Annotated in this window: 23 protein-coding genes; 16 read left to right on the forward strand and 7 right to left on the reverse strand. The window is 69.8% G+C overall.

Annotated features, from left to right (window positions below):
• Positions 1–20 precede the first annotated feature (20 nt).
• On the reverse strand, positions 21–1,208 hold the full coding sequence (locus ACOZ90_RS01605) for an acyl-CoA dehydrogenase family protein (RefSeq protein WP_422891869.1): 1,188 nt from the start codon (positions 1,206–1,208) through the stop codon (positions 21–23).
• A 102-nt stretch (positions 1,209–1,310) separates the two neighbouring features.
• Between ACOZ90_RS01605 and ACOZ90_RS01610 the strand changes: the two genes are divergently transcribed.
• From ACOZ90_RS01610 to ACOZ90_RS01625, 4 genes are all read left to right on the forward strand, one after another.
• On the forward strand, positions 1,311–2,243 hold the full coding sequence (locus ACOZ90_RS01610) for a metalloregulator ArsR/SmtB family transcription factor (RefSeq protein ID WP_422891870.1): 933 nt from the start codon (positions 1,311–1,313) through the stop codon (positions 2,241–2,243).
• Positions 2,240–3,319: a homocysteine S-methyltransferase family protein gene (locus ACOZ90_RS01615; RefSeq protein ID WP_422891871.1), complete on the forward strand. Its 1,080-nt coding sequence runs from the start codon at positions 2,240–2,242 to the stop codon at positions 3,317–3,319. The genes ACOZ90_RS01610 and ACOZ90_RS01615 overlap by 4 nt, the downstream gene beginning before the upstream one ends.
• Positions 3,316–6,003: a methionine synthase gene (gene metH, locus ACOZ90_RS01620; RefSeq protein ID WP_422891872.1), complete on the forward strand. Its 2,688-nt coding sequence runs from the start codon at positions 3,316–3,318 to the stop codon at positions 6,001–6,003. Before ACOZ90_RS01615 ends, metH begins: the two co-directional genes overlap by 4 nt.
• Before the next feature lie 125 nt (positions 6,004–6,128).
• Complete coding sequence (locus ACOZ90_RS01625) at positions 6,129–7,535, forward strand: amidohydrolase family protein (protein WP_422891873.1); 1,407 nt, start codon at positions 6,129–6,131, stop codon at positions 7,533–7,535.
• A gap of 10 nt (positions 7,536–7,545) precedes the next feature.
• Here ACOZ90_RS01625 and ACOZ90_RS01630 read toward each other — a convergent pair whose 3' ends face one another.
• From ACOZ90_RS01630 to ACOZ90_RS01645, 4 genes are read right to left on the reverse strand one after another with little or no spacing between them, the layout of a single operon-like run.
• Positions 7,546–8,148 (reverse strand): DUF2058 domain-containing protein, encoded by a 603-nt coding sequence (locus tag ACOZ90_RS01630; protein WP_422891874.1) that lies wholly within the window; start codon positions 8,146–8,148, stop codon positions 7,546–7,548.
• A gap of 7 nt (positions 8,149–8,155) precedes the next feature.
• Entirely contained in the window at positions 8,156–8,380 is a 225-nt protein-coding gene (locus tag ACOZ90_RS01635) for a SlyX family protein (protein WP_422891875.1), read from the reverse strand.
• 5 nt (positions 8,381–8,385) lie between these two features.
• Entirely contained in the window at positions 8,386–9,156 is a 771-nt protein-coding gene (bamJ, locus tag ACOZ90_RS01640) for a BamJ family beta-barrel-assembly machinery protein (protein ID WP_422891876.1), read from the reverse strand.
• Positions 9,157–9,166: 10 nt separating this feature from the next.
• Positions 9,167–10,105, reverse strand: coding sequence for an FKBP-type peptidyl-prolyl cis-trans isomerase N-terminal domain-containing protein (locus ACOZ90_RS01645; RefSeq protein WP_422891877.1), 939 nt, complete (start codon positions 10,103–10,105; stop codon positions 9,167–9,169).
• 199 nt (positions 10,106–10,304) lie between these two features.
• Between ACOZ90_RS01645 and ACOZ90_RS01650 the strand changes: the two genes are divergently transcribed.
• Genes ACOZ90_RS01650 through ACOZ90_RS01675 form a run of 6 tightly spaced genes read left to right on the forward strand, consistent with a single transcriptional unit; the run spans position 10,305 to position 14,705 of the window.
• The gene (locus tag ACOZ90_RS01650; protein ID WP_422891878.1) at positions 10,305–10,754 is read left to right on the forward strand and encodes a hypothetical protein; all 450 of its coding nucleotides are present in this window, start codon (positions 10,305–10,307) and stop codon (positions 10,752–10,754) included.
• A gap of 3 nt (positions 10,755–10,757) precedes the next feature.
• Positions 10,758–11,129, forward strand: a complete 372-nt coding sequence (locus ACOZ90_RS01655; protein ID WP_422891879.1) for a GntR family transcriptional regulator — start codon at positions 10,758–10,760, stop codon at positions 11,127–11,129.
• An 8-nt stretch (positions 11,130–11,137) separates the two neighbouring features.
• Positions 11,138–12,013 carry an ABC transporter ATP-binding protein gene (locus tag ACOZ90_RS01660; protein WP_422891999.1) on the forward strand — a complete coding sequence of 292 codons (876 nt, stop codon included), beginning with the start codon at positions 11,138–11,140 and terminating at the stop codon, positions 12,011–12,013.
• On the forward strand, positions 12,013–13,059 hold the full coding sequence (locus tag ACOZ90_RS01665) for a hypothetical protein (RefSeq protein ID WP_422891880.1): 1,047 nt from the start codon (positions 12,013–12,015) through the stop codon (positions 13,057–13,059). The genes ACOZ90_RS01660 and ACOZ90_RS01665 overlap by 1 nt, the downstream gene beginning before the upstream one ends.
• A gap of 27 nt (positions 13,060–13,086) precedes the next feature.
• Positions 13,087–13,782, forward strand: coding sequence for a YggN family protein (locus ACOZ90_RS01670; protein WP_422891881.1), 696 nt, complete (start codon positions 13,087–13,089; stop codon positions 13,780–13,782).
• 26 nt (positions 13,783–13,808) lie between these two features.
• On the forward strand, positions 13,809–14,705 hold the full coding sequence (locus tag ACOZ90_RS01675; RefSeq protein WP_422891882.1) for a DUF4097 family beta strand repeat-containing protein: 897 nt from the start codon (positions 13,809–13,811) through the stop codon (positions 14,703–14,705).
• Between the two features lie 50 nt (positions 14,706–14,755).
• On the opposite strand, the gene ACOZ90_RS01680 is transcribed toward ACOZ90_RS01675, so the two are convergent.
• A complete protein-coding gene (locus tag ACOZ90_RS01680; RefSeq protein WP_422891883.1) occupies positions 14,756–14,995 on the reverse strand; it encodes a hypothetical protein in 240 nt (79 codons plus the stop codon).
• Positions 14,996–15,084: 89 nt separating this feature from the next.
• Positions 15,085–16,476 (reverse strand): class II fumarate hydratase, encoded by a 1,392-nt coding sequence (locus tag ACOZ90_RS01685; protein WP_422891884.1) that lies wholly within the window; start codon positions 16,474–16,476, stop codon positions 15,085–15,087.
• A 144-nt stretch (positions 16,477–16,620) separates the two neighbouring features.
• Here ACOZ90_RS01685 and purB point away from each other — a divergent pair, with 144 nt between their 5' ends.
• From purB to lpdA, 6 genes are all read left to right on the forward strand, one after another.
• On the forward strand, positions 16,621–17,988 hold the full coding sequence (gene purB / locus ACOZ90_RS01690) for an adenylosuccinate lyase (protein ID WP_422891885.1): 1,368 nt from the start codon (positions 16,621–16,623) through the stop codon (positions 17,986–17,988).
• 36 nt (positions 17,989–18,024) lie between these two features.
• On the forward strand, positions 18,025–19,242 hold the full coding sequence (locus tag ACOZ90_RS01695) for a ribosomal protein uL16 3-hydroxylase (protein ID WP_422891886.1): 1,218 nt from the start codon (positions 18,025–18,027) through the stop codon (positions 19,240–19,242).
• A complete protein-coding gene (locus ACOZ90_RS01700; RefSeq protein ID WP_422891887.1) occupies positions 19,239–19,748 on the forward strand; it encodes a DUF7931 domain-containing protein in 510 nt (169 codons plus the stop codon). The genes ACOZ90_RS01695 and ACOZ90_RS01700 overlap by 4 nt, the downstream gene beginning before the upstream one ends.
• Before the next feature lie 191 nt (positions 19,749–19,939).
• Complete coding sequence (locus ACOZ90_RS01705) at positions 19,940–22,798, forward strand: 2-oxoglutarate dehydrogenase E1 component (RefSeq protein WP_422891888.1); 2,859 nt, start codon at positions 19,940–19,942, stop codon at positions 22,796–22,798.
• Between the two features lie 39 nt (positions 22,799–22,837).
• Entirely contained in the window at positions 22,838–24,076 is a 1,239-nt protein-coding gene (gene sucB / locus ACOZ90_RS01710) for a dihydrolipoyllysine-residue succinyltransferase (protein WP_422891889.1), read from the forward strand.
• A gap of 17 nt (positions 24,077–24,093) precedes the next feature.
• Positions 24,094–25,530 (forward strand): dihydrolipoyl dehydrogenase, encoded by a 1,437-nt coding sequence (lpdA, locus tag ACOZ90_RS01715; protein ID WP_422891890.1) that lies wholly within the window; start codon positions 24,094–24,096, stop codon positions 25,528–25,530.
• The last annotated feature ends 101 nt before the right edge of the window (positions 25,531–25,631 follow it).

The following is a 25,631-nucleotide window of genomic DNA, read 5'->3' on the forward strand; positions in this document are numbered from 1 at the left end:
GGCGTGCAGCGGCTGCTCCGTCAGCGCAGCCCGGTCTCGTTGCGGGCGATCACCAGCCGCTGGATCTCGCTGGTGCCCTCGTAGATCTCGGTGATCTTGGCGTCGCGGAAATAGCGCTCGATCGGCATTTCCTTCGAATAGCCCATGCCGGCGTGGATCTGCACCGCCTGGTGGGTGATCCACATCGCCGCCTCGGAGGCGGTGAGCTTGGCGATCGCGGCCTCGCTGGTGAAGCGCTTGCCCTGGCCCTTCGTCCACGCCGCGCGCAGCGTGAGCAGCAGCGAGGCGTCGAGCTTGCACTTCATGTCGGCGATCTTGGCCTGGGTCATCTGGAACGCGCCGATCGGCTGGCCGAAGGCCTTGCGCTCCTTCACGTATTCCAGGGTGGCCTCGTAGGCGGCGCGGGCGATGCCGATGGCCTGGCTGGCGATGCCGATGCGACCGGCGTCGAGCACGCCCATGGCGATCTTGAAGCCCTGCCCTTCCTCGCCCAGCACCTCGTCGGCCTGCGCCACGTAGTCCTGGAACTCGATCTCGCAGGTGGCCGAGGCGCGGATGCCCAGCTTGGGCTCGGTCTTGCCGCGGTGGAAACCGGCGCGCTCGCCGTCCACAAGGAACGCGGTGATCCCGCGCGCGCCCTTGTTCGGCTCGGTCATGGCAAACAGCACGAAGTACTTGGCCACCGGGCCAGAGGTGATCCAGCTCTTCTTGCCGTTGATGACATAGCTGCCGTCATCCTGCTTCACCGCGCGGCAGCGCATGGCGGTGGCGTCGGAGCCGGACTGCGGCTCGGTCAGCGCGAAGGCGCCGATTTCGGCACCCTCGGCGATCGCCCGCACGTACTTCTGCTTCTGCTCCTCGGTGCCGTGGGTGAGGATGCCGTTGCAGAACAGGGAGTTGTTGACCGACATGATGGTCGAGTGGGCGGCGTCGCCGGCGGCCACCTCGATCATGGCCAGCACGTAGGCCACCGGATCCATGCCCGCGCCGCCGTACGCTTCCGGCACTTCGATGCCCATCAGGCCGTTCTCGCCGAGCAGGCGGATGTTGTCGAGCGGGAACTCGCCGGAGCGGTCGAATTTCTCGGCGCTGGGCGCGATCTTTTCCTGCGCGATCCGCCTGGCCACGTCCTGGATCATCAACTGTTCTTCGCTGAATCCGAACTCCACGCTCCACTGCTCCCGGGATGAATTGGACAAGGCGCCCATTGTAGCCGGGGGCAGGCATCGGCCGCATCAACACCGGCGCTTGCTTGACGCCACCCGGAGCGGCCTCCATCATTATCTCTATATCGCGATGCGGAGATATTTGTGGATCTGGAATCCTGGTCGGTGCGGCTCAAGGTCCTGGCCGACGCCACGCGCGTGCGCCTGCTCGCCCTGCTCGAACGCGAGGAGCTGACCGTGGCCGAACTGTCGGCGGTGACGCGCCTGGCCCAGCCCCGGGTCTCCACCCACCTGGCGCGGCTGAAGGAGGTCGGCCTGGTGCGCGACCGGCGCGCGGGCGTCTCCGCCTACTACCGCTTCGAAGAGGATCCGCTCGACCCCGCCCTGCGCGAACTGTGGCGCACCCTGCGTGACGGCAGCGACGACCCGCTGCTGCGCCAGGATGCCGAGCGCCTGTCCGAGGTGCTGGCGATGCGTGCGGCCGACCAGAACTGGGCCGACTCGGTGGCCGGCGACATGGAGCGGCACTATTCGCCGGGCCGCACCTGGGAAGCCATGGCCCGCAGCGTGCTGCCGCTGTTCGAAACCGGCGACGTGCTCGACATCGCCTCGGGCGACGGCGTGCTGGCCGAGCTGCTGGCCCCGCACGCCCACCGCTACGTGTGCATCGACGCCAGCCGGCGGGTGGTCAATGCCGCCACCGAGCGCCTGCGCCGGCACCGCAACGTGGAGGTGCGCGAGGGCGACATGCATGCGCTGGCGCTGGAGGACGGGAGCTTCGACCTGGTGGCGATGATGCACGCGCTCACCTATTCCGAACGCCCGGCCCAGGCGGTGGCCGAGGCCGCGCGCGTGCTGCGCCCCGGCGGCCGCCTGCTGCTGACCAGCCTGGCCCGGCACGAACACCGCAGCATCGTGGAGTCCTACGGCCACGTGAACCTGGGCTTCACCCCGCGCGAGCTGCGCCGCTTCGTCGACAAGGCCGGCCTGGAGCTGCAGCACATCGAAACCGTGACCCGGGAAAAGCGCCCGCCCCACTTCGAGGTGATTTCGCTGATCGCCGGGAAGCCGGCATGAGCGCCCTGCCCTGGCACGCGCCCGACCGCGTCCGCGCCCTGACCGAGGCGCTGGAGCAGCGCATCCTGGTGCTCGACGGCGCGATGGGCACCATGATCCAGCGCGAGCGGCTGGGCGAAGGCGAGTACCGCGGCGAGCGCTTCGCGCAAGGCTTCGACTCGGCGCACGACGCCGCGCCGCGCGAGCCCCGCGACCTCAAAGGCAACAACGACCTGCTCAGCCTGACCCGCCCGGAGCTGATCGGCGCCATCCACGCCGCCTATCTGGACGCCGGCGCGGATCTGGTGGAAACCAACACCTTCAACTCCACCGCGGTCTCCCAGTCCGACTACGGCCTGCAGCACCTGGCCCGCGAACTCAACCGCGAAGGCGCGCGCCTGGCCCGGGCCGCCTGCGACGCCGCCGGGCAGCGCACGCCCGGGCGGCCCCGGTTCGCGGTTGGCGTGATCGGGCCGACCAGCCGCACCGCCTCGATCAGCCCCGACGTGAGCGACCCGGGCTTTCGCGCGGTGACCTTCGACGATCTTGTCCGCGACTACCGCGAGGCCACCGATGGCCTGGTGGAAGGCGGCGCCGACGTGCTGATGGTGGAAACGGTGTTCGACACCCTCAACGCCAAGGCGGCGCTGTTCGCCATCACCGAGTGCTTCGACGCCCTGGGCGCGCGGCTGCCGGTGATGGTGTCGGGCACGATCACCGACGCTTCCGGCCGCACCCTGTCGGGCCAGACCGCGGAGGCGTTCTGGTACTCGGTGCGCCACGCGCGGCCGATGGCGATCGGCCTGAACTGCGCGCTGGGCGCGCGCGACCTGCGTCCGCACGTGCAGGCGCTGGCCGAGGTGGCCGACTGCGCGGTCAGCGCGCACCCCAACGCCGGCCTGCCCAATGCGTTCGGCGAATACGACGAAACGCCGGAGGAGATGGCTCCGGTGCTGGCCGAGTTCGCCGGTTCCGGCCTGCTCAACATCGTCGGCGGCTGCTGCGGCACCACGCCCGAACACATCCAGGCCATCGCCACCGCGGTGGACGGCCTGCCGCCGCGGGTTCCGCGCGCGGTCGCAGGGGAGGCCGCATGAGCCTGCCCCGCCACACCCGCCTGTCCGGCCTTGAGCCGCTGGTGATCACGCCGGAGCTGAACTTCATCAACGTCGGCGAGCGCACCAACGTCACCGGCAGCGCCAGGTTCAAGAAGCTGATCAAGGACGATCGCTTCGACGAGGCGGTCGAGGTCGCCCGCCAGCAGGTGGCCAACGGCGCCCAGATCCTCGACGTCAACATGGACGAGGGCCTGATCGATTCGGAAAAGGCGATGACCCGGTTCCTGAACCTGATCGCCGCCGAGCCCGACATCGCCCGGATCCCGGTGATGGTGGACTCGTCCAAGTGGACGGTGATCGAGGCCGGCCTGAAATGCCTGCAGGGCAAGGGCGTGGTCAACTCGATCTCGCTCAAGGAGGGCGAGGCGGAGTTCCTGGAGCACGCCCGCACCGTGCTGCGCTACGGCGCGGCCGTGGTGGTGATGGCCTTCGACGAGACCGGCCAGGCGGACACGAAGGAACGCAAGGTCGAGATCTGCCAGCGGGCCTACAGGTTGCTGACCGAAGAGGTCGGCTTCCCGCCCGAGGACATCATCTTCGACCCCAACGTGTTCGCCATCGCCACCGGGATCGAGGAGCACAACAACTACGCGGTCGACTTCATCGAGGCCACCCGCGAGATCCGCCGCACCCTGCCCCACTGCCACGTGTCGGGCGGCATCTCCAACGTCTCGTTCTCCTTCCGCGGCAACGAGACGGTGCGCCAGGCGATCCACGCGGTATTCCTCTACCACGCCATCCGCGCAGGCCTGGACATGGGCATCGTCAACGCCGGCGCGCTGGTGATCATGGACGACCTGGACGCGGAGCTGCGCGAGCGGGTCGAGGACGTGGTGCTCAACCGTCGCGCCGACGCCACCGAGCGGCTGCTGGAGATCGCCGAGCGCTACCGCGGCGGCAAGGGCGCGGAAAAGACCGAAGACCTGGCCTGGCGCCAGGCGCCGGTGGCCCAGCGCCTGAGCCACGCGCTGGTGCACGGCATCGACCAGTACGCGGTCGAGGACACCGAGGAGGCGCGGCTGCAGTTCGACCGCCCGCTGGAGGTGATCGAAGGCCCGCTGATGGACGGCATGAACGTGGTCGGCGACCTGTTCGGCTCGGGCAAGATGTTCCTGCCCCAGGTGGTCAAGTCGGCGCGGGTGATGAAGAAGGCGGTCGCCCACCTGCTGCCCTTCATCGAGGCCGAGAAGGAAAAGAGCGGCGACGCCAGCCAGTCCAACGGCCGGGTGGTGCTGGCCACGGTCAAGGGCGACGTGCACGACATCGGCAAGAACATCGTCGGCGTGGTGCTGGCCTGCAACAACTTCGAGGTGGTGGATCTCGGGGTGATGGTTCCGGCGCAGAAGATCCTGGACAAGGCGCGCGAGATCGACGCCGACCTGATCGGCCTGTCCGGGCTGATCACGCCGTCGCTGGAGGAAATGGGCAGCGTTGCCGGGGAGATGAAGCGCCAGGGCTTCAGCACCCCGCTGCTGATCGGCGGCGCCACCACCTCGCGCGCGCACACCGCGCTGCGGATCGCGCCCCACTACGACGCGCCGACGGTGTGGGTGAAGGACGCCTCGCGCGCGGTGGGCGTGGCCCAGTCGCTGGTGAGCCCGGAGCTGCGCGGCAAGTTCATTGCCGCCAACGACGCCGACTTCGCCGAGATCCGCCAGCGCCACCGCAACCGCGGCGATGGCAAGCGGCTGGTGCCGCTGGCGAAGGCGCGCGGCCAGCGCTTCGACGGCGGCTGGGAGGACTACGTGCCGCCGCGGCCGAACACCACCGGCCTGGTCGTGTTCGACGACTACCCGCTCGCCGACCTGCTGGAGGTCATCGACTGGACGCCGTTCTTCCAGGCCTGGGAGCTGGCGGGCCGGTTCCCGAAGATCCTCGACGACGAGGTGGTCGGCAAGCAGGCGACCGAGCTGTACGCCGACGCGCGGGCGATGCTCGACCGGATCATCGGGGAGAAGTGGCTGCGGGCGAAGGCGGTGTTCGGCATCTGGCCGGCCAACAGCATCGGCGACGACGTGGAGCTGGTGACCACGGACGGTGAGAAACGGCGCCTGCACTTCCTGCGCCAGCAGGCCGACAAGCCGCCGGAGCGGCCGGACTTCTGCCTGGCCGACTTCATCGCGCCGCAGGATTCGGGGCGCCAGGACTGGATCGGTGCGTTCGCGGTCACCGCCGGGATCGGCATCGACGAACACGTGGCCCGCTTCCAGGCCGACCACGACGACTACAGCGCGATCCTGCTCAAGGCCCTGGCCGACCGCCTGGCCGAGGCCCTGGCCGAACACCTGCACCGGCGGGTACGTACGCAGTACTGGGGCTACGCCGCCGACGAGGCGCTGGACAACGACGCCCTGATCGCCGAGAAGTACCGCGGCATCCGCCCCGCCCCCGGCTACCCGGCCTGCCCCGAGCACAGCGAGAAGCGCAGGCTGTTCGACCTGCTCGACGCGGAAGGCAACGCCGGCATGGAGCTGACCGAAGGCTTCGCGATGCTGCCCACCGCGGCGGTCTCCGGCTACTACTTCAGCCATCCGCGCAGCCAGTACTTCGTGGTCGGCCGGGTGTCGAAGGAACAGGTGGCCGACTACGCCAGGCGCAAGGGCGTCGAGCTGGCCCAGGCCGAACGCTGGCTCGCCTCCAACCTCGACTACGACCCCGAATAACCCATCTGACTGCGACGTAACGGCACCCGTAGGAGCGCGTCCGACGCCGGAGGCGAAAGGCGCTGGCAGGATGTGCACAGCGCGGCTGGTAGGCTGGCCGCGTTCCCCATCAAACAGGTGCCCGGATGCAGGTTGTTCGCCCGCTGCTGTTGTGTGCCGCCGCCGCGCTCGCCGCCGGCTGCGCTCCTTCCGCCGAACCGGAAACGGCCGCCGCCGCCCCTTCACCCGCGACCACGCCGGAGACCATCGTGATCGAAGGCGCGCGCGTGTTCGACGGCCACGGCGAGCTGGGTTCGGTCAGCCTGGTGGTCGAGGACGGCCGGATCGCGCGGATCGTCGAGGCCGGCGACGAGGACGGCCTGCCCGCCGATGCCGGGCGCGTCGACTACGGCGGGCGCTACATCATCCCCGGCCTGGTCAGCGCCCACTCCCACGTCGGCAACACCGACGGCACGGAGCACGGCGACCGCTTCTACACCCGCGACCACGTGGTGCGGAACCTGCGCCAGTTCCAGGCCTACGGGGTCACCACGGTCACCTCGCTCGGCCTCAACGGCGAAGGCTTCTTCGATATCCGCGCCGAGGTCAACGCGGATCCGAAGCTGGGCGCGCAGCTTTACGGTGCCGGGCCCGGCATCGGCGTGGTCGACGGCGCGCCGCCCGCAGCGGGCATGGGCCTGGAGAACGACCCGGTGGCCCGCCCCGCGAACGCCGACGAGGCCCGCCAGGCGATCCGCGCCCAGGTCGACGCCGGCATCGACCTGGTCAAGCTGTGGGTGGACGACCTGGGCGGCAGCGCGCCGCAGATGGCGCCGGAGGTCTACCGCGCCGCGATCGAGGAGGCCCACCGGTACGGGGTCAAGGTGGCCGCCCACATCCACGACATGGCGCCGGCCGCCGGCCTGGTGGACGCGGGCGTGGATGTCATCGCCCACGGCGTGCGCGACCGGCCGCTGGATCCGGAACTGGTGGAGGCCATGGCCGCCGCCGGCACCTGGTACGTGCCGACGGTGTTCATCAACGAGGCCAACTACTGGTTCGCCGAGAACGCGGAGCGCCTGGACGAACCCTTCGTGGCCAACGCCCTTCAGCCGGCGCTGCGCGAACAGTTCGCCGATCCCGCATGGCGCGACGGGGTGCTGTCCGGTGGCGCCATCGCCCGCGAAAAGGCGGCGGTGGACACCAACCTGGCCAACCTGCGCGCGGCCCACGAAGGCGGCGTCGCCATCGGCTTCGGCACCGACTCGGGCGCGATGCCGCAACGGCTGATCGGCTTCGCCGAGCATCGCGAGCTGGAGCTGATGACCGAAGCCGGGTTCACCCCGGAACAGGCGCTTGCAGTCGCCACCCGCGACTCGGCGCGCCTGCTCGGCCTGGACGACCGCGGCACCCTGGCCGTGGGCCGGCGCGCGGACTTCATCGTGCTGGAGGCCAACCCGCTGCTGGACATCCGCAACACCCGCGGCATCGTTGCCGTGTGGCAGGCCGGCCAACAGGTCTCCGGCCCCGTCAGCGACTACGCCGCCCGCTAGGCGCGGCGGGTCACCAGACCAGGTCGTCGGGCACCTGGTAGCGGGGGTCGGCGTAGGGGTCGTCTTCGGCGGGTGCGCCGGGATCGATCCTGAGCGCGACGGCCGGGGCGAAGATGGCTTCGGCCTCGGCCAGCACCGCCGCGGTGACCAGCAGGTAGCGGCCGTTCTGCTGCAGCACGCCCAGCTCACCGGCGTTGAGCGCCTTGAGCTGGTCGGCGGTCACGTAGATGCGCTTGATCTTGCCGCCGTACTCGAAGTGGCGGGCGATGTCGGCCTCCTCCACGTTCAGCACCTTGCCTTCCAGCATGGCCGCCAGCTTCGCCCGCGCCTCGCGGCGCCTGCGGGCTTCCTCCTGCTTCTGCCGCTCGGCCTCGACCCGCTCCTGCTTCTCGCGCTGGGCGCGGATCGCATAGGCCTTGGCCAGGTCGATGTCCTCGCGGCTGCGCCCGGGCTTGCGCTCCTGGCGCTGGCCACCCTGCTTGCCCTGTCCCTTGCGGGCGCCCTCGCCCTTGGCCGGCGCGCCATCCTTGCGGCGCCGGGCGTCCGGCTTGCGCTCGGGTTTGGAGGCCTTGAAGCCCAGGCCCAGCAGCTGGTCGCGCAGTGAGTCGGTCATGTGTCTTCTAGTAGTGCGGTGGCGGTGGCTCTTGCGCGGGATCGGCAAAGAAGGCGTCGCGTCCCTGCCTGAGTTCTTCCAGCCCGCGCCGCAGGGCTTCGGCGTGGCGGGCGGATTCGGCGCGCAGCTCCGCCAGCGCGTCGCTCAGCTCGGCCAGGGCGTGGTCCTGGAAGGCCAGCCGGGTCTCCAGCTCCACCACGCGCGCCTCCAGCTCCGCGGCCGTGCCGTCCACGGCGACTACTGGGCCGGCTCGAAGTCGAGCAGCTCGACGTCGAACACCAGGGTGCTGTTGGGCCCGATCGGGCCACCGACGGTGCCCTCCTCGCCGTAGCCCAGCGCGGACGGGATCCACAGCCGGTAGCGGCTGCCGCGCGCCATCAGCTGCACGCCTTCCTGCCAGCCCGGCACCACCTGGTCGAGGGTGAACTCGGCCGGCTCGCCGCGCTCGCGCGAGCTGTCGAACACCTCGCCATCAAGCAGGCTGCCCTCGTAGTGCACCCGCACCCGGTCGCCCGGGCCGGGCCGGTCGTCGCCCTCGCCCTGCTCCAGCACCTCGTACTGCAGGCCCGATTCGGTCACCTGCACCTCTTCGCGCCCGGCGTTCTCCGCCAGGAAGGCCGCGCCCTCCTCGGCCGCGCGCGCGCCGGCTTCGGCGCGCGCCGCCTGCATGCGCTCGCCCAGGTCCTGCATGACCTGCATGAACTGCTGTTCGTTCACCTTCGGCTCGCGCCCGGCGAGGCTGTCGCGGATGCCTTCCATCATGGTGTCCAGATCCACCTCGCCGCGCACCGGCACCAGGGTGCCGCCAAGCTCCAGGCCGATTACGTAGCCGGCCTGCTGCTGGGCGGTGTCCAGGCCCTCGATGCCTTCGATGCCGGGGGTGGAAGCCACTTCGGGATCGCCGGCCGAGCGCTGGCTGGCGGCGTCGTCACCGATGGGCTTGCAGGCGGCCAGCGCGAGTGCGGCGGCCAGTGCGACGGTGGTTCCGGTCAACGGGAAGAACTTCATTGGCAACTCCTCAGAGGACGTCCAGCAGCTCGACGTCGAAGATCAGGGTGGCATTGGGGCCGATCGGCCCGCCGCGGGTGCCGGCCGCGCCGTAGGCCAGCGAGCCGGGGATCCAGAACCGGTACTTGGCGCCAACGGGCATCAGCGCCACGCCTTCCGTCCAGCCCGGAATAACCTGGTTCAGCCCGAACTCGGTGGGTTCGCCACGCTCGTAGGAGCTGTCGAACACGGTGCCGTCCAGCAGCGTGCCATGGTAATGCACGCGCACCCGGCTGCTGGGCAGCGGGCGCTGGCCCGAGCCCTGGCGGATGACCATGTACTGCAGGCCGGACGCGGTGGTGATCACGCCCTTGTTGGCGCGGTTTTCAGCCAGGAACGCCTCGCCCTCGGCGCGGTTGCGCTCGCCCAGCTGGGCGGCCTCGGCGCGCGTACGCTCCTGGATACGGGCGGAAAACGCGGTGCGCAGCGCCTCGGCTTCCTGCTCGTCGAGCAGCAGCTGGCCGCCCTCGATCCGGGTCCGCAGCGCGCGCATCATCACCGGCAGCTCGATTTCATCGCCGACCGCGCTCAGCGAACGGCCCACGTCGGCACCGACCATCAGGCCGACCTGTTCACGATCCACTTCCGGCGCAGGGGTGCCGGGCGGCAGGCCCTGCAGCGGCTGGCCGGCGCGCTCGGCCGCACGCAGCATCAGCACCATGCCCACGGCCTGGGCGGCCTCCGCGTCCAGCAGCGGCTCGCCGCCCTGGAAGGCGTTGGCCAGGGCGCGCTCGAAGGCCTCGTAGTCCAGATCCGGGCCGATCGGCTCCAGCGACTGGCCCACGTCCATGCCGATCATGTAGCTGACCCGCTCACGCTCGCCCTGCAGCTGCTGGGCAATCGCGGGCAGGGCGAAAAGACTGGCGACAGCAAGACACAGCGCGACCGCGCCACGCATCGCTTTGGACATGGGGGACTCCGGCTTGGATGGGCGCCGACACGCGACGCAAGCCGCCTATTGTCGCGGCATCGCGGTGTGCGGGCAATCGGGCGCTGGCGTCGGCCGATGCCGCTTCTGTGACTTCAGTTGGGTTATGACGGACTTGACCGCCCGTGTTCTGGTGTTATAGTCACATACAACACCGACTACCCAGGGCAGGAGGTTCACCATGAGCCAGAAGCTCCAGAACACCACGCTGGCGGGCGCGATCACGGCAACGGCACTGCTGGGCATGCTGCTGCTCGCTGAACCGGCCTCCCATGGCCACGACGTGCAGGCAGGCCCCGTGGTCTTCGCGGCCCCGGGCCAGATCGTCGGCGGCCTGCGCCGGGATCTGTCCCACGACCTGGATCGGCGCGCGCGCCGGTTCGAATCGGACATGGCCGCCGCCGGCCCCGCGGGCGAGGCCCTGGCCATCGCCTCCGCCGCGATGGCCAGCTCGGTCATGGAGGCCACCCTGGCCGCTGTGCTCGACGGGCTCGGAAGCCACCAGGCAGCCATCCCGGCCGCCCGCGCCGAGGACGTCCCGAAGGCCGACATCGCGGCCCGCAGCCGCAGCGCGATGGCGATGCCCTATTTCTCAACCGCCAGCGGCACGGCCCGCGCCTATGGGGAGTAAGCCATGAGCCCCGTCCAGTGGAGCGACAACGCTCCCATCTACCGCCAGCTGAAGGAGCGCGTGATCGCGATGATGCTCGACGGCGAACTCAAGCCCGGCGACGCGCTGCCCTCGGTGCGCCAGGTCGCCGCCGACTTCCAGCTCAACCCGATCACCGTCTCGCGCGCCTACCAGGAGCTGGTGGACGAGGCGCTGGTGGAAAAGCGCCGCGGCCTCGGGATGTTCGTGACCGAGGAGGCCTCGCGCAAGCTGCTGGGCAGCGAGCGCGAGCGCTTCCTCACCGAAGAGTGGCCGCAGGTGCTCGAGCGCATCCGCCTGCTGGGCCTGACGCCCGAAGAGCTTCTGTCATCCGCACCGACCGGAGATTCGAAATGATTGCTGACATGCAGGCCCCGGACATCCAGGGGCCGGTCGTGCGCGCCCGCGGGCTGCGCAAGGCCTACGGCAGGACGGTGGCCCTGGGCGGCGCCGACTTCCAGATCCAGCCCGGCCGTATCGTCGGCCTGATCGGCCCCAACGGCGCCGGCAAGACCACCGCGCTCAAGGCGATCCTGGGCCTGGTGCCGTTCCAGGGCGACCTGGACGTGCTCGGGCGCGACCCGCGCCGGCGCCGCGACGAGCTGATGACCGACGTGTGCTTCATCGCCGACGTGGCGGTGCTGCCGCGCTGGATGCGGGTGCGCGAGGCGATCGCCTATGTGGAAGGCGTGCATCCGCGCTTCGACCGCGCCCGCTGCGAGCGCTTCCTGGCCAACACCAAGCTGACGCCGAAGATGCGGGTGCGGCAGATGTCCAAGGGCATGATCGTGCAGCTGCACCTGGCCCTGGTGATGGCCATCGACGCCCGCCTGCTGGTACTCGACGAACCCACCCTGGGCCTGGACGTGCTGTATCGCAAGCAGTTCTACCAGCGCCTGCTGGAGGACTACTTCGACGAGGACAAGACCATCATCATCACCACCCACCAGGTGGAAGAGGTGGAGCACATCCTCACCGACGCCCTGTTCATCCGCGACGGACAGATCGTGGTGGACGCGCCGATGGACGAGCTGGCGGAGCGCTTCACCGAACTGCTGGTCGACGCCGGCCAGGCCGACGCCGCGCGCGCCCTGGGCCCGATCGACGAGCGCAGCCTGCCCTTCGGCAAGACCGTGATGCTGTTCGACGGCGTCGAGCGGGCCACCCTCGCCCCGCTCGGCGAAACCCGCACCCCGGGCCTCGCCGACCTCTTCGTCGCCACCATGAAGGGAACCTACTGATGAACGCCACAGCCGAAAACCTGCCGGTGGCGAAGGCACCGGTGACATTCCCCCGCCGCTTCGCGATGCTGCTCAGGCGCGAGTACTGGGAGCACCGCGGCGGCTTCCTGTGGACGCCGCTGGTCGCCGGTGCGATCTCGCTGCTGCTGACGGCGGTGTTCTTCGTGATCGCCCTGGTCGGCATGCGCAACGCCGACGACGACGCCAGGGTTCACCTCAACGATGGCAGCAGCATGTCCATCAACGGCCTCGACCTGGGCGTGCTTGCCGCGCAGATGAGCGCCGAGGACAAGGCCCAGCTCGCCTCCGGCATCGACCTGACCATGCTGCTGGCCTCGGCCTGGCCCTACATCGTCATGGTCTTCGTGATGTTCTTCTACTGCCTGGGCGCGCTGTACGACGAGCGCAAGGATCGCAGCGTGCTGTTCTGGAAATCGATGCCGGTTTCCGATGGCCAGACCGTGCTGTCCAAGGTGGTCAGCGCCGTGGTCACGATTCCACTGCTGGCGACGCTCGCGGCCATCGCCACGATGTTCGGGTTCCTGCTCATGCTGAGCCTGGGCGTGATGGTTCACGGCGGCAATCCCTGGGAGCTGATCTGGGGCCCGGGCAACCCGCTGGCGATCTCGCTCTCGGTGCTGGCGGCGATCCCGGTCTACGCCATCTGGGCCCTGCCCACCGTCGGCTGGCTGATGCTGTGCTCGGCCTGGGCGCGCAGCGTGCCGTTCCTGTGGGCGGTGCTGGTTCCGGTGCTGTCCGGGGTGTTCGTCTCCATGTTCAGCGTGATGAGGCTGTTCAACCTCGATGCCAGCTGGTTCTGGACGAACATCGTGGGCCGGATGCTGCTGGGTACCGTGCCGATATCGGCGCATGACACCGAGCGCATGGGTGGTGCCAGCATCGAAAGCGCAGGGATCCTGCCGCTCATCGAGCCGGCTGGCGTGTACTCCAACCTGCTCCAGCCCGCGACCTGGATCGGCGCCGCGGCGGGCGTGGTGATGCTGCTGGTCGCCGTGCGCCTGCGCCGCTGGCGCGACGAAGGCTGACCCATCGACTTCCCGGGGAGACCGTCCATGAACAACAGCACCCTCTTCTCCACCGCGTCCGGCCTCGTGCTGGCCGCACTGCTCGCCGCCGGCTGCAGCGGCTCCGAACCACCGGCGGCGCAGCCTTCCGCCGAGTCCGCGGACACGACGACGGAGCGCTCCTGGATCGGGCGCCAGGCCGCCGCCGGCATCGCCGCGGCGCAGCGTGAGCTGGAGACGGAGAACATTCCCGTTGGCGAGGGCTCCGGCTTCAACATCAACGGGCGCAGCTATGGCACCAGCAAGCCCGACGACCTGCCCCGGGCCGAAATCAGCCCGCAGGGCGACTTCCTGATCCAGGGCGAGGCGGTCCCGGTGACCGATGCCCAGCGCGAACTGCTGCTCCAGCACCGGCAACAGCTGATCGGCATTGCCCACGCCGGCATGGCGCTCGGCATCCAGGGCGCCGACATCGCCGGGGTGGCGCTGACCGGGATCGGCCACGCCATCTTCGGCGGCGAGGAAGGCCGCAAGGCCTACGAAGAGCGCATCGAGGCCGAAGCCGCCCGGATCGAGGACGAGGCGATGAAGCTGTGCGCCCTGCTGCCGGGCCTGTACGACAGCCAGCAGGCGCTGGCCGCCGCGCTGCCGGAGTTCGAACCCTACGCGACGATGACCCGTGAGGACATCGACGACTGCGGCAAGGACACGGACGCCAACCCCGAACCCTCGATCCTCACCTGAATACCAGGCACCGAAAGGAACTTCCCATGACCCGATTCCTGTTGCTCGCCTGCGCCCTGGCGCTGCCGCTTTCGGCCCACGCCGACGACGCCGACAACGCCAACTGCCGGCACTCCGACCCGCGCCAGCTCACCCTGGACATGGACGGCGTGAGCCGGGTGATGTTCGACGTCGGGCCCCACAAGCTGCGGCTGGATGCTTCGCCCGGCGCCACCGGTGCCCTGCAGGGCCGGGCCTGCGCCTCCGATGCCGACTGGCTGGAAGACCTGAAGGTCGAGCAGCGGCGCGATGGCGACCGCCTGCACGTACGCCTCTACTACGACCGCACGATCCGCGGCCTCTCCCTGGGCCGCAACTACGCCCGGCTGGATCTGTCGGGCAGCATCCCGGATGACGTGCTCGTCCAGCTGCAGGTCGGGGCCGGCGATGCATGGCTCACCGGCGCCTCGTCGATGAGCGCCGACGTCGGCTCGGGCGACGTCGAAGCGCGGCGGATCGCCGGCCTGGTCACCGCCAAGGTCGCATCGGGCGACATCGACCTGGACGACATCGGCACGCTGCACGTGCTTTCGGTCGGCTCCGGCGACGTCGAGGCCGGCAACGTACGCGGTGACGTGGAAATCGGCAGCATCGGCTCGGGCGACCTGGAGATCCACGCCATCGGCGGCAACGCCGGCATCCAATCGGTCGGCTCGGGCGACGCCAGCCTGCACCACGTGCAGGGCAGCGTATCGATCGGATCGATCGGTTCGGGAGACGTCGAGCTGCGCGAAGTGGGCGGCAGCGTCACCGTCAACGGCATCGGCTCGGGCGACCTGGAGGTGCGCGGCGTCGGCGGCGACCTCACGGTGCTTGGCAAAGGCAGCGGCGACGTGCGCCACGAAGGCGTCACCGGCCAGGTCGACGTGCCCCGGCGCCGCTGACGGCCCCACCCGCAGTTGCAGCCGGGCCGCGAACGGCCCGGCTGCTGCGATCACTTCTTCAAGAACGCGCCGGCCGCGATGCCGATGCCGCCAATCACCATCAGTGCGATGCCAAGGACGCGATTGTTCTCGCCCTTGTCCGTCACCTGGATGCCGCCCTCGCCGATCTCGACCGCGGCGTCGCCGATCTGCAGCACTTCATCGGCGCTGCCGATCTGGAACATGCCGGTGAACATGAGCACGCCCGCGATCGCCAGGATGGCGCCGATGACAAAGAAAGCTACCCGCATCTTGGATCTCCTCGTGCACGCCGCCGGCTGGCGGCGTCACGAAGCTTACTGGGGGCCCGTGATGGCGCGGTCAGGATCGGGGCCCTGCTTCAGCCACCCCTGCCGTGGATCCCGCCCCGGGTCAGGGCGGCCGGATCCAGCAGGCGCCTGAGCTCGCCTTCCTCCAGCCCGCTGTCCTCCAGCGCCACCTCGAACACCGGCCGGCCCTCCGCATACGCGCGCTTGGCGATCGCCGCGCCCTTCTCATAGCCGATCACCGGGTTGAGCGCGGTCACCAGGATCGGGTTGCGATCCAGCGCCGCGGCCACGTTGTCCCTGCGCACCTTCAGCCCGGCGATGCTGTCGTCGGCCAGCAGGCGCATGCCGTTGGCCAGCAGCTGGATGGAATCGAGCAGGTTGGCCGCCACCAGCGGCAGCATCACGTTGAGCTGGAAGTTGCCGCTCTGCCCGGCCACGGTGATCGCGGTGTTATGGCCCATGACCTGGGCGCAGACCATGCACACGGCCTCGGGCATCACCGGGTTGACCTTGCCCGGCATGATCGAGCTGCCCGGCTGCAGCGCCGGCAGTTCCACCTCGCCCAGCCCGGCCAGCGGCCCGGAGTTCATCCAGCGCAGGTCGTTGGCGATCTTCATCAGCGCCACCGCCAGCGCGTTGAGCTGGCCGGACAGCTCCACCGCGTCGTCCTGCGAGGCGATGCCCTCGAACTTGTCCTTGGCGCTCTCGAATTTCACCTTCGTACACGCCGACAGCAGCTTGGCCACCCTGGCGCCGAAGCGCGGATCGGCGTTGATGCCGGTGCCGATCGCGGTACCGCCCAGCGGCAGCCGGCGCAGGCGCTTCAGGCTGTCCTCGATCCGCTGCTGGGCCGAGGCCAGCTGCGACGACCAGGCGCCGAACTCCTGGGCGAAGGTCAGCGGCATCGCGTCCATCAGGTGGGTGCGGCCGGTCTTGACCACCTTCTTCAGCCCGCGCGCACGATGGTCGATGGTCTTGCGCAGGTGTTTGAGCGCCGGCAGCAGGTCTTCGACCACGGCCAGCTGCGCCGACACCCGCAGCGTGGTCGGGATGACGTCGTTGGAGCTCTGGCCCAGGTTGACGTGGTCGTTGGGGTGCACCCGGCGGCGCGCGGTGGAGGCCAGCGCGGCGATCACCTCGTTGGCGTTCATGTTCGACGAGGTGCCCGAGCCGGTCTGGTAGACGTCGATCGGGAACTGGTCGTCCAGGCGGCCCTCGGCCACCTCCAGCGCGGCCCGGCGCACGGCCTTGGCCAGCGCTTCGGGGAGCAGGCCCAGGCCGGCATTGGCCTCGGCCGCCGAGGCCTTGACCAGGCCCAGCGCGCGGATGAAGCCGCGCGGCATCGGCCGGCCGGAAATCGGGAAGTTCTGCACCGCGCGCTGGGTCTGCGCGCCCCACAGGGCGTCGGCGGGAACCTGCAGCTCGCCCATGCTGTCGTGTTCGATACGGAAGGATCCTGACATCACCGGCTCCTGGAAGAAGGGGGAGGCGGCCGGCCCGCGGCGCGACGGTGCCGACACTGCTGGAAGGATACGCCAGCAGTCGCGCCCCACCGGTGCCGCCCGTGGAACGCTAGAATGCGCGTCCGCCGTCCTGTCCCGCCTGCCATGTCCCAAGCCACCCTCCTCGCCCTGTCCCCGCTCGACGGCCGCTACGCCGGCAAGGTCGATCCGCTGCGTCCGGTGTTCTCCGAGTTCGGGCTGATCCACGCCCGGGTGCGGGTGGAGATCGAATGGCTGCTGGCGCTGGCGGCCGAGCCCGGGATCGCGGAGCTGCCGGCCTTCGACGAGGACGCGGTGACCACTCTGCGCGGGCTGGCCGACGGGTTCAGCGTCGAGGACGCCGCGCGGGTGAAGGAGATCGAGCGCACCACCAACCACGACGTCAAGGCGGTGGAGTACTTCATCAAGGAACGCCTGGGCGACGACGCGAAGCTCGCCGGGGCGCTGGAGTTCGTCCACTTCGCCTGCACCAGCGAGGACATCAACAACCTGTCCTATGCGCTGATGCTGCGCCAGGCGCGCGACGAGGTGATGGTTCCCCGCCTCGACGCCCTGGTCGACCGGCTGCGCGGCATGGCCCACGAGCACGCCGCCCTGCCGATGCTCTCGCGCACCCACGGCCAGACCGCCTCGCCCACCACCCTGGGCAAGGAGCTGGCCAACGTGGTCGCGCGCCTGGCGCGCCAGCGCGAGGTGCTGGCCGGGCTGCCGATGCCGGGCAAGATCAACGGCGCGGTGGGCAACTACAACGCCCACGCCGTTTCCTACCCGGACGTGGACTGGCCGGCGTTCTCCGAGCGCTTCGTGCGCTCGCTGGGCCTGGACTGGCAGCCCTACACCACCCAGATCGAGCCGCACGACGGCATCGCCGAGGCCTGCGACGCGCAGGCGCGCATCGGCACCATCTGCATCGACCTGTGCCGCGACGTCTGGGGCTACATCTCGCTGGGCTACTTCCGCCAGGCGCTGAAGGAGGGCGAGGTCGGCAGCTCGACCATGCCGCACAAGGTCAACCCGATCGACTTCGAGAACGCCGAGGGCAATTTCGGCGTGGCCAACGCCCTGTTCGGCCACTTCTCCGCCAAGCTGCCGATCAGCCGCTGGCAGCGCGACCTCACCGACTCCACCGTGCTGCGCGGCCTGGGCACCGCCTTCGGCCACGCCCTGGTCGGTTTCGATGCCCTGCAGCGCGGGCTGGACAAGCTCAGCGTCAATCCCGACCGCCTGCAGGCGGATCTGGACGCGGCCTGGGAGGTGCTGGCCGAGGCGGTACAGACGGTCATGCGCCGCCACGGCCTGCCCAGCCCCTACGAGCAGCTCAAGGCGCTGACCCGCGGCCAGGGCATCACCGCCGAATCGATGCGCGGGTTCATCGAATCGCTGGAGCTGCCGGAGGCCGACCGGCAGAGGCTGCTGGAACTGACGCCGGCCGGCTATACCGGGCTGGCGGAGCGGCTGGCCCGCGACATCTGACGGCACGGCGGCACCGGATCGCGCTAGGCTCTGCCCATGAGTGCCCCCGCCATCGAAATCGACGCCAGCGGCCTGCCGCCGCTGGGCATGCCGCCCGAGACCTTCCTGCGCGACTACTGGCAGAAGCGGCCGCTGCTGATCCGCAACGCCTTCCCGGGGTTTGAATCGCCGATCGCCCCCGAGGACCTGGCCGGCCTGGCCTGCGAAGACGGCGTGCTGGCCAGGATCGTGGCGCACGAGCGCGCGCAGGACAAATGGATGCTGCGCCACGGGCCGTTCCCGGAGGAAATGTTCCCCGAACTGCCCGACCACGACTGGACGCTGCTGGTGCAGGACGTGGACAAGTGGGATGCCGACATCGCCGCCCTGCTGCCGCACTTCGACTTCATCCCGCGCTGGCGGATCGACGACGTCATGGTGAGCTTTGCCGCCCCGGGCGGCTCGGTCGGCGCCCACGTGGACCAGTACGACGTGTTCCTGCTCCAGGCCCGGGGCCGCCGCCGCTGGCAGATCGACGACCGCGCCGACCCGCCGGTGCACTACCGCCTGGACACCGAGCTGCGGCTGCTGCAGCGCTTCGACCCGACCCATGAATGGGTGCTGGGCCCCGGCGACATGCTCTACCTGCCGCCGGGCGTGCCCCACCACGGCGTGGCCGAGGACGCCTGCCTGACCTTCTCGGTCGGCATGCGCGCGCCCTCGGCGGCCGAGCTGATGGGCGACTGGGTGGAGGCGATGATCACCGGCGCCGACGAGGATCTGCGCTACCGCGACCCGGATCTCGGCCTGCCGGCCGACGCCAACGAGATCGACGTGGCCGCGATGAACCGGGTGGTGGAAGCGCTCAACCTGCTGCGCATGCGCGATCCGGATCGGCTGGGCGACTGGTTCGGGCGCTTCATCACCACCTACCGCGTCGGCGCCACCGCGGCGCCCGGCAACGAGACCCGTTCGCGGATCGAGATCGAGTGGGACCTGCAGCAGGGCGGCACCCTGCAGCGCCACCCGTGGACGCGGATGGCCTGGCGCCAGGCGGCCGATGCCGATGCCGGCCAGGCCAGGCTGTACGTGGCCGGCGCGGATCACCCGCTGCCGGCCGCCGACGCCAGCCGCATCTGCGCCGCGCCCGCCATCGACGGCGGGCTGTACCAGGGCCTTTCCGACGCCGGCCGGGATCTGCTGATGTCCCTGCTCGCGCAGGGCCACTACCGGCTGCAGCTTGCCGACGACGACATGGAGCCCGAACCGCCATGAGCACCTCCCCTCCATCCTCCGAGCCGCCCCGCCCCGGCGCGGTGGAAACGCGTGACGCCGCGGTCGCCGCCACCGCCGCGGTCATCGCCGGCGCCCGCAGCCGGGTCTGGATCCACAGCCGCGAGCTGGACCCGGGCCTGTACGACACCGAGCCCGTCCTGGAAGCGCTGCGCGCGTTCGCCACCGGCGGCCGCGGGCGCGAAGTGCGGATCATCCTCCACGACCCTGCGGCGCCGCAGCGTGCCCATGCGCCCCTCCTCGGCCTGGCCCAGCGGCTGCCAAGCGTGTTCCAGTTCCGCACCGTCGACGACCCGGTCGACCATGCGTACTCGTCGGCGTTCCTGGCCAGCGATTCGGGCGGCTACTACTTTCGTCGACTGGGCCACCGCTTCGACGGTGAATGGGATCCCACCGACCCCGGCCGCGCGCGCCAGCTCGCCGAGGCCTTCAAGCCGGTCTGGGAGCGCTCGCGCGCCTGCAGCGAGCTGCGCGCACTGGGCCTGTGAGGCCGGGCCCGGTCCGATCCCGACGGCCGCCATCGCGGGCCTGCGCGATGCCCGGGCCGGTCGCCCTGTTCAGCGGCAAGGGCTATAATTGAACAGGTTTCGTCACGCAACTCCGGCGATCCATGCCGATGGCGGCACAACGCCCGTCGCGGCCCCCCACCCCCACATTCTTTCCGAGTCCCGACCCAGACGTGGATAGTCTCCTGAAGAAGTTTGCCCAGTCTTCGCAGCTCGGCGCCAACGCTGCCTACATCGAAGACCTGTATGAGCAGTACCTGGTCAACCCCGACAGCGTCGACGCCAGGTGGAAAAGCTGGTTCGACGGTTTCCAGGGACGCGAGGCGGGCGATGTCCCGCACTCGGCGATCATGGATCGCGTCGCCGCCGCCGGCCGCGCCGCGCGCGACGGCGCCGCCACCGAAGTCGCCGACAGCGAGACCTCGCGCAAGCAGGGCTCGGTGCTCAAGCTGATCACCGCCTACCGCTCGCGCGGCCACCTGCAGGCCGACATCGACCCGCTGGGCATGCTCGAGAAGCTGGACGCGCCCGACCTGGGCCTGCCCTTCCACGGCCTGTCCGACGGCGACCTGGACGAGCAGTTCCGCACCGGCCCGGGCGGCGGCAGCACCAGCACCTTCGGCGGCCCCGAGCACATGCGCCTGCGCGACCTGCTCGGCCTGCTGCAGAGCACCTACTGCGGCAGCATCGGCGCGGAGTTCATGCACATCCCCGACGCCACCCAGCGCCAGTGGCTGTACCAGCGCATGGAGGACGCCGGCGGCAACTTCCACCGCAGCGCCGAGGAAAAGCTGCGCACCCTGGAGCGGCTGACCGCCGCCGAGGGCCTGGAGCGCTACCTGCACACCAAGTACGTGGGCCAGAAGCGGTTCTCGCTGGAAGGCGGCGACTCGCTGATCCCGGCGCTTGACGCCATGGTCCAGCGCGCCGGCAGCAACGGGGTCAAGGACATCGTGATCGGCATGGCCCACCGCGGCCGCCTCAACGTGCTGGTCAACACCCTGGGCAAGAGCCCGCGCAAGCTGTTCGACGAGTTCGAGGGCAAGTTCGACCAGCCCACCGACCGCGCCCACACCGGCGACGTGAAGTACCACATGGGCTTCTCGGCCGACGTGCGCACCGACGGCGGCCCGGTTCACTTGGCGCTGGCGTTCAACCCCTCGCACCTGGAGATCGTCGGGCCCGTGGTGGCCGGCAGCGCGCGCTCGCGCCAGCACCGCCGCCGCGACGACGACCGCACCGGCGTGCTGCCGGTGCTGCTGCATGGCGACGCCGCCTTCGCCGGCCAGGGCGTGGTGATGGAGCTGATGCAGATGTCGCAGGCGCGCGGCTTCGCCGTTGGCGGCACCGTGCACATCGTGATCAATAACCAGGTCGGCTTCACCACCAGCGACCAGCAGGACGCCCGCTCCACCCTGTACTGCACCGACGTGGCCAAGATGGTCGCCGCGCCCGTGCTGCACGTGAACGCCGATGATCCCGACGCGGTGGTGTTCTGCATGCAGATGGCGTTCGACTTCCGCCAGAAGTTCGGCAAGGACGTGGTGATCGACCTGGTCTGCTACCGCCGCCACGGCCACAACGAGGCCGACGAGCCGGCCGCGACCCAGCCGCTGATGTACCAGGTCATCCGCAAGCACAAGACCCCGCGCGAGCTGTACGCCGCGCAGCTGGTCGCCGACGGCACCATCGACGAGGCCGGCGCCAAGGCGCTGGTGGACGGCTACCGCGACAAGCTCGACGCCGGCGAGGTCACCACCGACCTGGTCGACGCCGCCCCGGACGACTACGACCTGACCATCGACTGGGACACCTACCTCAAGGGCACCCTGGCCGACGAGGTCGATACCACCGTCGACGGCAGGAAGCTGCGGGAGCTGGCCGCCACCATCACCACCGTGCCCGAGGGCATGCAGTTGCATTCGCGGGTCGCGCGGATCTACCAGGATCGGCAGAAGATGGCCGCCGGCGAGATCCCGGGCGACTGGGGCTTCGCCGAGAACCTGGCCTACGCCACCCTGCTCGACGCCGGCAACCGCCTGCGCCTGGTGGGCCAGGACTCCGGCCGCGGCACCTTCTTCCACCGCCACGCGGTGATGCACGACCAGAAGACCGGCGAAGACGTGCTGCCGCTGCGCCAGCTGGTGGACAATCCCGAGGACGCCACCATCATCGACTCGCTGCTCAGCGAGGAGGCGGTGATGGCCTTCGAGTACGGCTACTCCACCTCCGAGCCCAACACCCTGTGCATCTGGGAAGGCCAGTTCGGCGACTTCGCCAACGGCGCCCAGGTGGTGATCGACCAGTTCGTGTCCTCGGGCGAGGCCAAGTGGGGCCGACTGTCCGGGCTGGCGCTGTTCCTGCCGCACGGCTACGAAGGCCAGGGCCCCGAGCACAGCTCGGCGCGCCTGGAGCGCTTCCTGCAGCTGTGCGCGCTGGACAACATGATGGTCTGCGTGCCGACCACCCCGGCCCAGGCGTTCCACATGATCCGCCGCCAGCTGTGCATGACCACCCGCAAGCCGCTGGTGGTGATGACGCCCAAGTCGCTGCTGCGCCACAAGCTGGCGGTGTCGACCCTGGACGAGCTGGCCAACGGCGAGTTCCTGCACCTGATCCCCGACGCCGGCGTGAAGCCGGCCAAGAGCAAGCGCGTGGTGGTGTGCTCGGGCAAGGTCTACTACGACCTGCTGGAAGAGCGCGGCAAGCAGGAGCTGGACGACAGCGTCGCCCTGATCCGCGTGGAGCAGCTGTACCCGTTCCCGCGCAAGCTGCTGGCGGCCGAACTGGCCCGCTTCGGCAAGGACACCGACGTGATCTGGTGCCAGGAAGAGCCGCAGAACCAGGGTGCGTGGTACCAGATCAAGCACCACCTGGAGTTCTGCCTGGCCGACGGCCAGAAGCTCAGCTACGCCGGCCGTGCGCGCTCGCCCTCGCCCGCCGTGGGCCACTTCAACGGGCACGTCGAGGAGCAGACGGCGCTGATCGCCGATGCCCTGGTCAACCCGCCCAAGGGCATGGCTGCCGAATAACCCCTCCCCATTCCGAATTTACTGCCAGGAAGCCGCAACATGGCCACTGAAATCAAGGTTCCCGTCCTCCCCGAATCCGTCGCCGACGCGACCATCGCCGCCTGGCACAAGCAGGTGGGTGACGCCGTCAGCCGCGACGAGAACATCGTCGACCTGGAAACCGACAAGGTCGTGCTCGAGGTGCCCTCGACCGTCGACGGCGTGATCAAGGAGCTCAAGTTCGCCGAGGGCGACACCGTCACCAGCCAGCAGCTGCTGGCGATCATCGAGGAAGGCGCGGCCGCCGAGGCGCCGAAGGCCGAATCGGGCAGCCAGGACAGCAAGGCGCCCGCCGCCGGCGCCGAGGAAGTCCAGTCCAAGGACAGCGCCAAGGCCGCCGACGACAAGGCCCCGGCCTCGACCAAGCCGCAGCCGGCCGTCTCCTCCAGCGCCGACCTGCCGCCGGGCGCGCGCTTCACCGCCCGCAGCGAGGGCATCGACCCGTCGCAGGTGGAAGGCACCGGCCGCCGCGGCGCGGTGACCAAGGAAGATCTGGTCAACTACGCCGCCGGCAAGACCTCCGGCGTGTCCGGCGGCGCCCGCCCGGAAGAGCGCGTGCCGATGACCCGCATCCGCAAGCGCATCGCCGAGCGGCTGATGCACTCCAAGGAGTCCATCGCCATGCTGACCTCGTTCAACGAGGTCAACCTGGGCAAGGTGATGGCCATGCGCAAGGAGATGGGCGAGCAGTTCATGAAGGAGCACGGCATCAAGCTCGGCTTCATGAGCTTCTTCGCCAAGGCCGCCGCCAACGCGCTGCAGAAGTACCCGGTGGTCAACGCCTCGGTCGACGGCGACGACATCATCTACCACGGCTACGCCGACATCTCGGTGGCCATCTCCACCGACCGCGGCCTGGTCACCCCGGTGCTGCGCAACGTGGAGCGCATGGGCTTCGCCGAGATCGAACAGGGCATCGCCGACTACGCGGTGGCCGCGCGCGACGGCAAGCTCAAGCTGGAGGACATGCAGGGCGGCACCTTCACCGTCACCAACGGCGGCACCTTCGGCTCGCTGATGTCCACGCCGATCGTCAACCCGCCGCAGTCCGCGATCCTGGGCATGCACACCATCAAGGAGCGCCCGGTCGTCGAGAACGGCCAGGTCGTGGCCGCGCCGATGATGTACATCGCGCTGTCCTATGACCACCGCATCATCGACGGCAAGGACGCGGTGCTGTTCCTGGTCGACATCAAGAACCAGCTCGAGAACCCCGGCCGCATGCTGCTGGGCCTGTGAGCAACAAGGAAACCGACATGGCTGAACAATTCGACGTCGTCGTCATCGGTGCCGGCCCCGCCGGCTATCACGCCGCCATCCGCGCCGCCCAGCTGGGCATGAGCGTGGCCTGCATCGACGCCGGCCTGGGCAAGGACGGCAAGCCCGCCCTGGGCGGCACCTGCCTGCGCGTGGGCTGCATCCCGTCCAAGGCGCTGCTGGACTCCTCGCGCCAGTTCCACAACCTGCAGCACGTGTTCGAGCAGCACGGCATCTCGGCGAAGGATCCCAAGATCGACGTCGGCACGATGGTCGGCCGCAAGGACAAGATCGTGCAGCAGTTCACCGGCGGCATCGCGCAGCTGTTCAAGGCCAACAAGGTCAAGCCGTACTACGGCTTCGCCACCCTGCACGCCAACCGCGTGGTCAAGGTCAAGCAGCATGACGACACCGAGGTCGAGCTGTCCGGCACCAACGTGATCATCGCCGCCGGCTCGGATTCGATCGAGCTGCCGTTCGCCAAGTTCGACGGCGAGAACATCGTCGACAACGTCGGCGCGCTGGACTTCGCCGAGGTTCCCAAGCGCCTGGCCGTGATCGGCGCCGGCGTGATCGGCCTGGAGCTGGGCAGCGTGTGGAAGCGCCTGGGCGCCGAGGTCACCATCCTGGAGGCCATGCCGGACTTTCTGGCCGCGGCCGACGCCGAGGTGTCCAAGGTCGCCGCGCGCGAGTTCAAGAAGCAGGGCCTGGACATCCGCCTGGGCGCCAAGGTCTCCAAGGCCGAAGTCACCGGCCGCGGCAAGAAGAAGGAAGTGAAGGTCACCTTCGAGGACAAGAAGGGCGAGGAGACCATCACCGTCGACAAGCTGCTGGTCGCCGTGGGCCGCAAGGCCGCGTCCAAGGGCCTGCTGGCCGACGACAGCGGCGTGAAGCTCAACGAGCGCGGCCAGATCGAGGTCGACGAGCACTGCCACACCGGCGTGGACGGCGTGTGGGCCGTGGGCGACTGCGTGCGCGGGCCGATGCTGGCGCACAAGGGCTTCGAGGAAGGCCTGGCCGTGGCCGAGCTGATCGCCGGCCTGCCCGGCCACGTCAACATGGACACCATCCCCTGGGTGATCTACACCGAGCCGGAGCTGGCCTGGGTCGGCAAGACCGAGCAGCAGCTGAAGGAAGAAGGCATCCCGTACAAGGCCGGCAGCTTCCCGTTCGCCGCCAACGGCCGCGCGGTGGCGATGGTCGAGCCGGCGGGCTTCGTGAAGGTGCTGGCGCACGCGGAAACCGACCGCGTGCTGGGCATGCACCTGGTCGGTGCCAACGTCTCCGAGCTGGTGCACGAGGGCGTGCTGACCATGGAGTTCAGCGGCTCGGCCGACGACCTGGCACGGATCTGCCACGCCCATCCGAGCCTGTCGGAGGCCGTCCACGACGCCGCCATGGCGGTGCACAAGCGCGCCATCCACAAGGCCAACTGAGGCCTGCCGCCCGGCTCCTGCCGGGCAGCCGTTGCGACGCCGGGCCCCAGCGCCCGGCGTCGCCGTTTCCAGCCCGGGAATCCGGGCCTTCGAAGGACGAT

Origin of the sequence: Luteimonas dalianensis (genome assembly GCF_049339425.1) — a bacterium.
In the GTDB taxonomy this organism is placed as follows: Bacteria; Pseudomonadota; Gammaproteobacteria; order Xanthomonadales; family Xanthomonadaceae; genus Luteimonas; species Luteimonas dalianensis.

Excerpts from the sequence above, each read along its gene's own strand:
- ACOZ90_RS01605 (WP_422891869.1), bottom strand. The coding sequence starts at position 1,208 with ATGGGCGCCTTGTCCAATTCATCCCGGGAGCAGTGGAGCGTGGAGTTC.
- ACOZ90_RS01615 (WP_422891871.1), top strand. The coding sequence starts at position 2,240 with ATGAGCGCCCTGCCCTGGCACGCGCCCGACCGCGTCCGCGCCCTGACC.
- metH (WP_422891872.1), top strand. The coding sequence starts at position 3,316 with ATGAGCCTGCCCCGCCACACCCGCCTGTCCGGCCTTGAGCCGCTGGTG.
- ACOZ90_RS01625 (WP_422891873.1), top strand. The coding sequence starts at position 6,129 with ATGCAGGTTGTTCGCCCGCTGCTGTTGTGTGCCGCCGCCGCGCTCGCC.
- ACOZ90_RS01630 (WP_422891874.1), bottom strand. The coding sequence starts at position 8,148 with ATGACCGACTCACTGCGCGACCAGCTGCTGGGCCTGGGCTTCAAGGCC.
- bamJ (WP_422891876.1), bottom strand. The coding sequence starts at position 9,156 with ATGAAGTTCTTCCCGTTGACCGGAACCACCGTCGCACTGGCCGCCGCA.
- ACOZ90_RS01645 (WP_422891877.1), bottom strand. The coding sequence starts at position 10,105 with ATGTCCAAAGCGATGCGTGGCGCGGTCGCGCTGTGTCTTGCTGTCGCC.
- ACOZ90_RS01650 (WP_422891878.1), top strand. The coding sequence starts at position 10,305 with ATGAGCCAGAAGCTCCAGAACACCACGCTGGCGGGCGCGATCACGGCA.
- ACOZ90_RS01655 (WP_422891879.1), top strand. The coding sequence starts at position 10,758 with ATGAGCCCCGTCCAGTGGAGCGACAACGCTCCCATCTACCGCCAGCTG.
- ACOZ90_RS01660 (WP_422891999.1), top strand. The coding sequence starts at position 11,138 with ATGCAGGCCCCGGACATCCAGGGGCCGGTCGTGCGCGCCCGCGGGCTG.
- ACOZ90_RS01665 (WP_422891880.1), top strand. The coding sequence starts at position 12,013 with ATGAACGCCACAGCCGAAAACCTGCCGGTGGCGAAGGCACCGGTGACA.
- ACOZ90_RS01670 (WP_422891881.1), top strand. The coding sequence starts at position 13,087 with ATGAACAACAGCACCCTCTTCTCCACCGCGTCCGGCCTCGTGCTGGCC.
- ACOZ90_RS01675 (WP_422891882.1), top strand. The coding sequence starts at position 13,809 with ATGACCCGATTCCTGTTGCTCGCCTGCGCCCTGGCGCTGCCGCTTTCG.
- ACOZ90_RS01680 (WP_422891883.1), bottom strand. The coding sequence starts at position 14,995 with ATGCGGGTAGCTTTCTTTGTCATCGGCGCCATCCTGGCGATCGCGGGC.
- ACOZ90_RS01685 (WP_422891884.1), bottom strand. The coding sequence starts at position 16,476 with ATGTCAGGATCCTTCCGTATCGAACACGACAGCATGGGCGAGCTGCAG.
- purB (WP_422891885.1), top strand. The coding sequence starts at position 16,621 with ATGTCCCAAGCCACCCTCCTCGCCCTGTCCCCGCTCGACGGCCGCTAC.
- ACOZ90_RS01695 (WP_422891886.1), top strand. The coding sequence starts at position 18,025 with ATGAGTGCCCCCGCCATCGAAATCGACGCCAGCGGCCTGCCGCCGCTG.
- ACOZ90_RS01700 (WP_422891887.1), top strand. The coding sequence starts at position 19,239 with ATGAGCACCTCCCCTCCATCCTCCGAGCCGCCCCGCCCCGGCGCGGTG.
- sucB (WP_422891889.1), top strand. The coding sequence starts at position 22,838 with ATGGCCACTGAAATCAAGGTTCCCGTCCTCCCCGAATCCGTCGCCGAC.
- lpdA (WP_422891890.1), top strand. The coding sequence starts at position 24,094 with ATGGCTGAACAATTCGACGTCGTCGTCATCGGTGCCGGCCCCGCCGGC.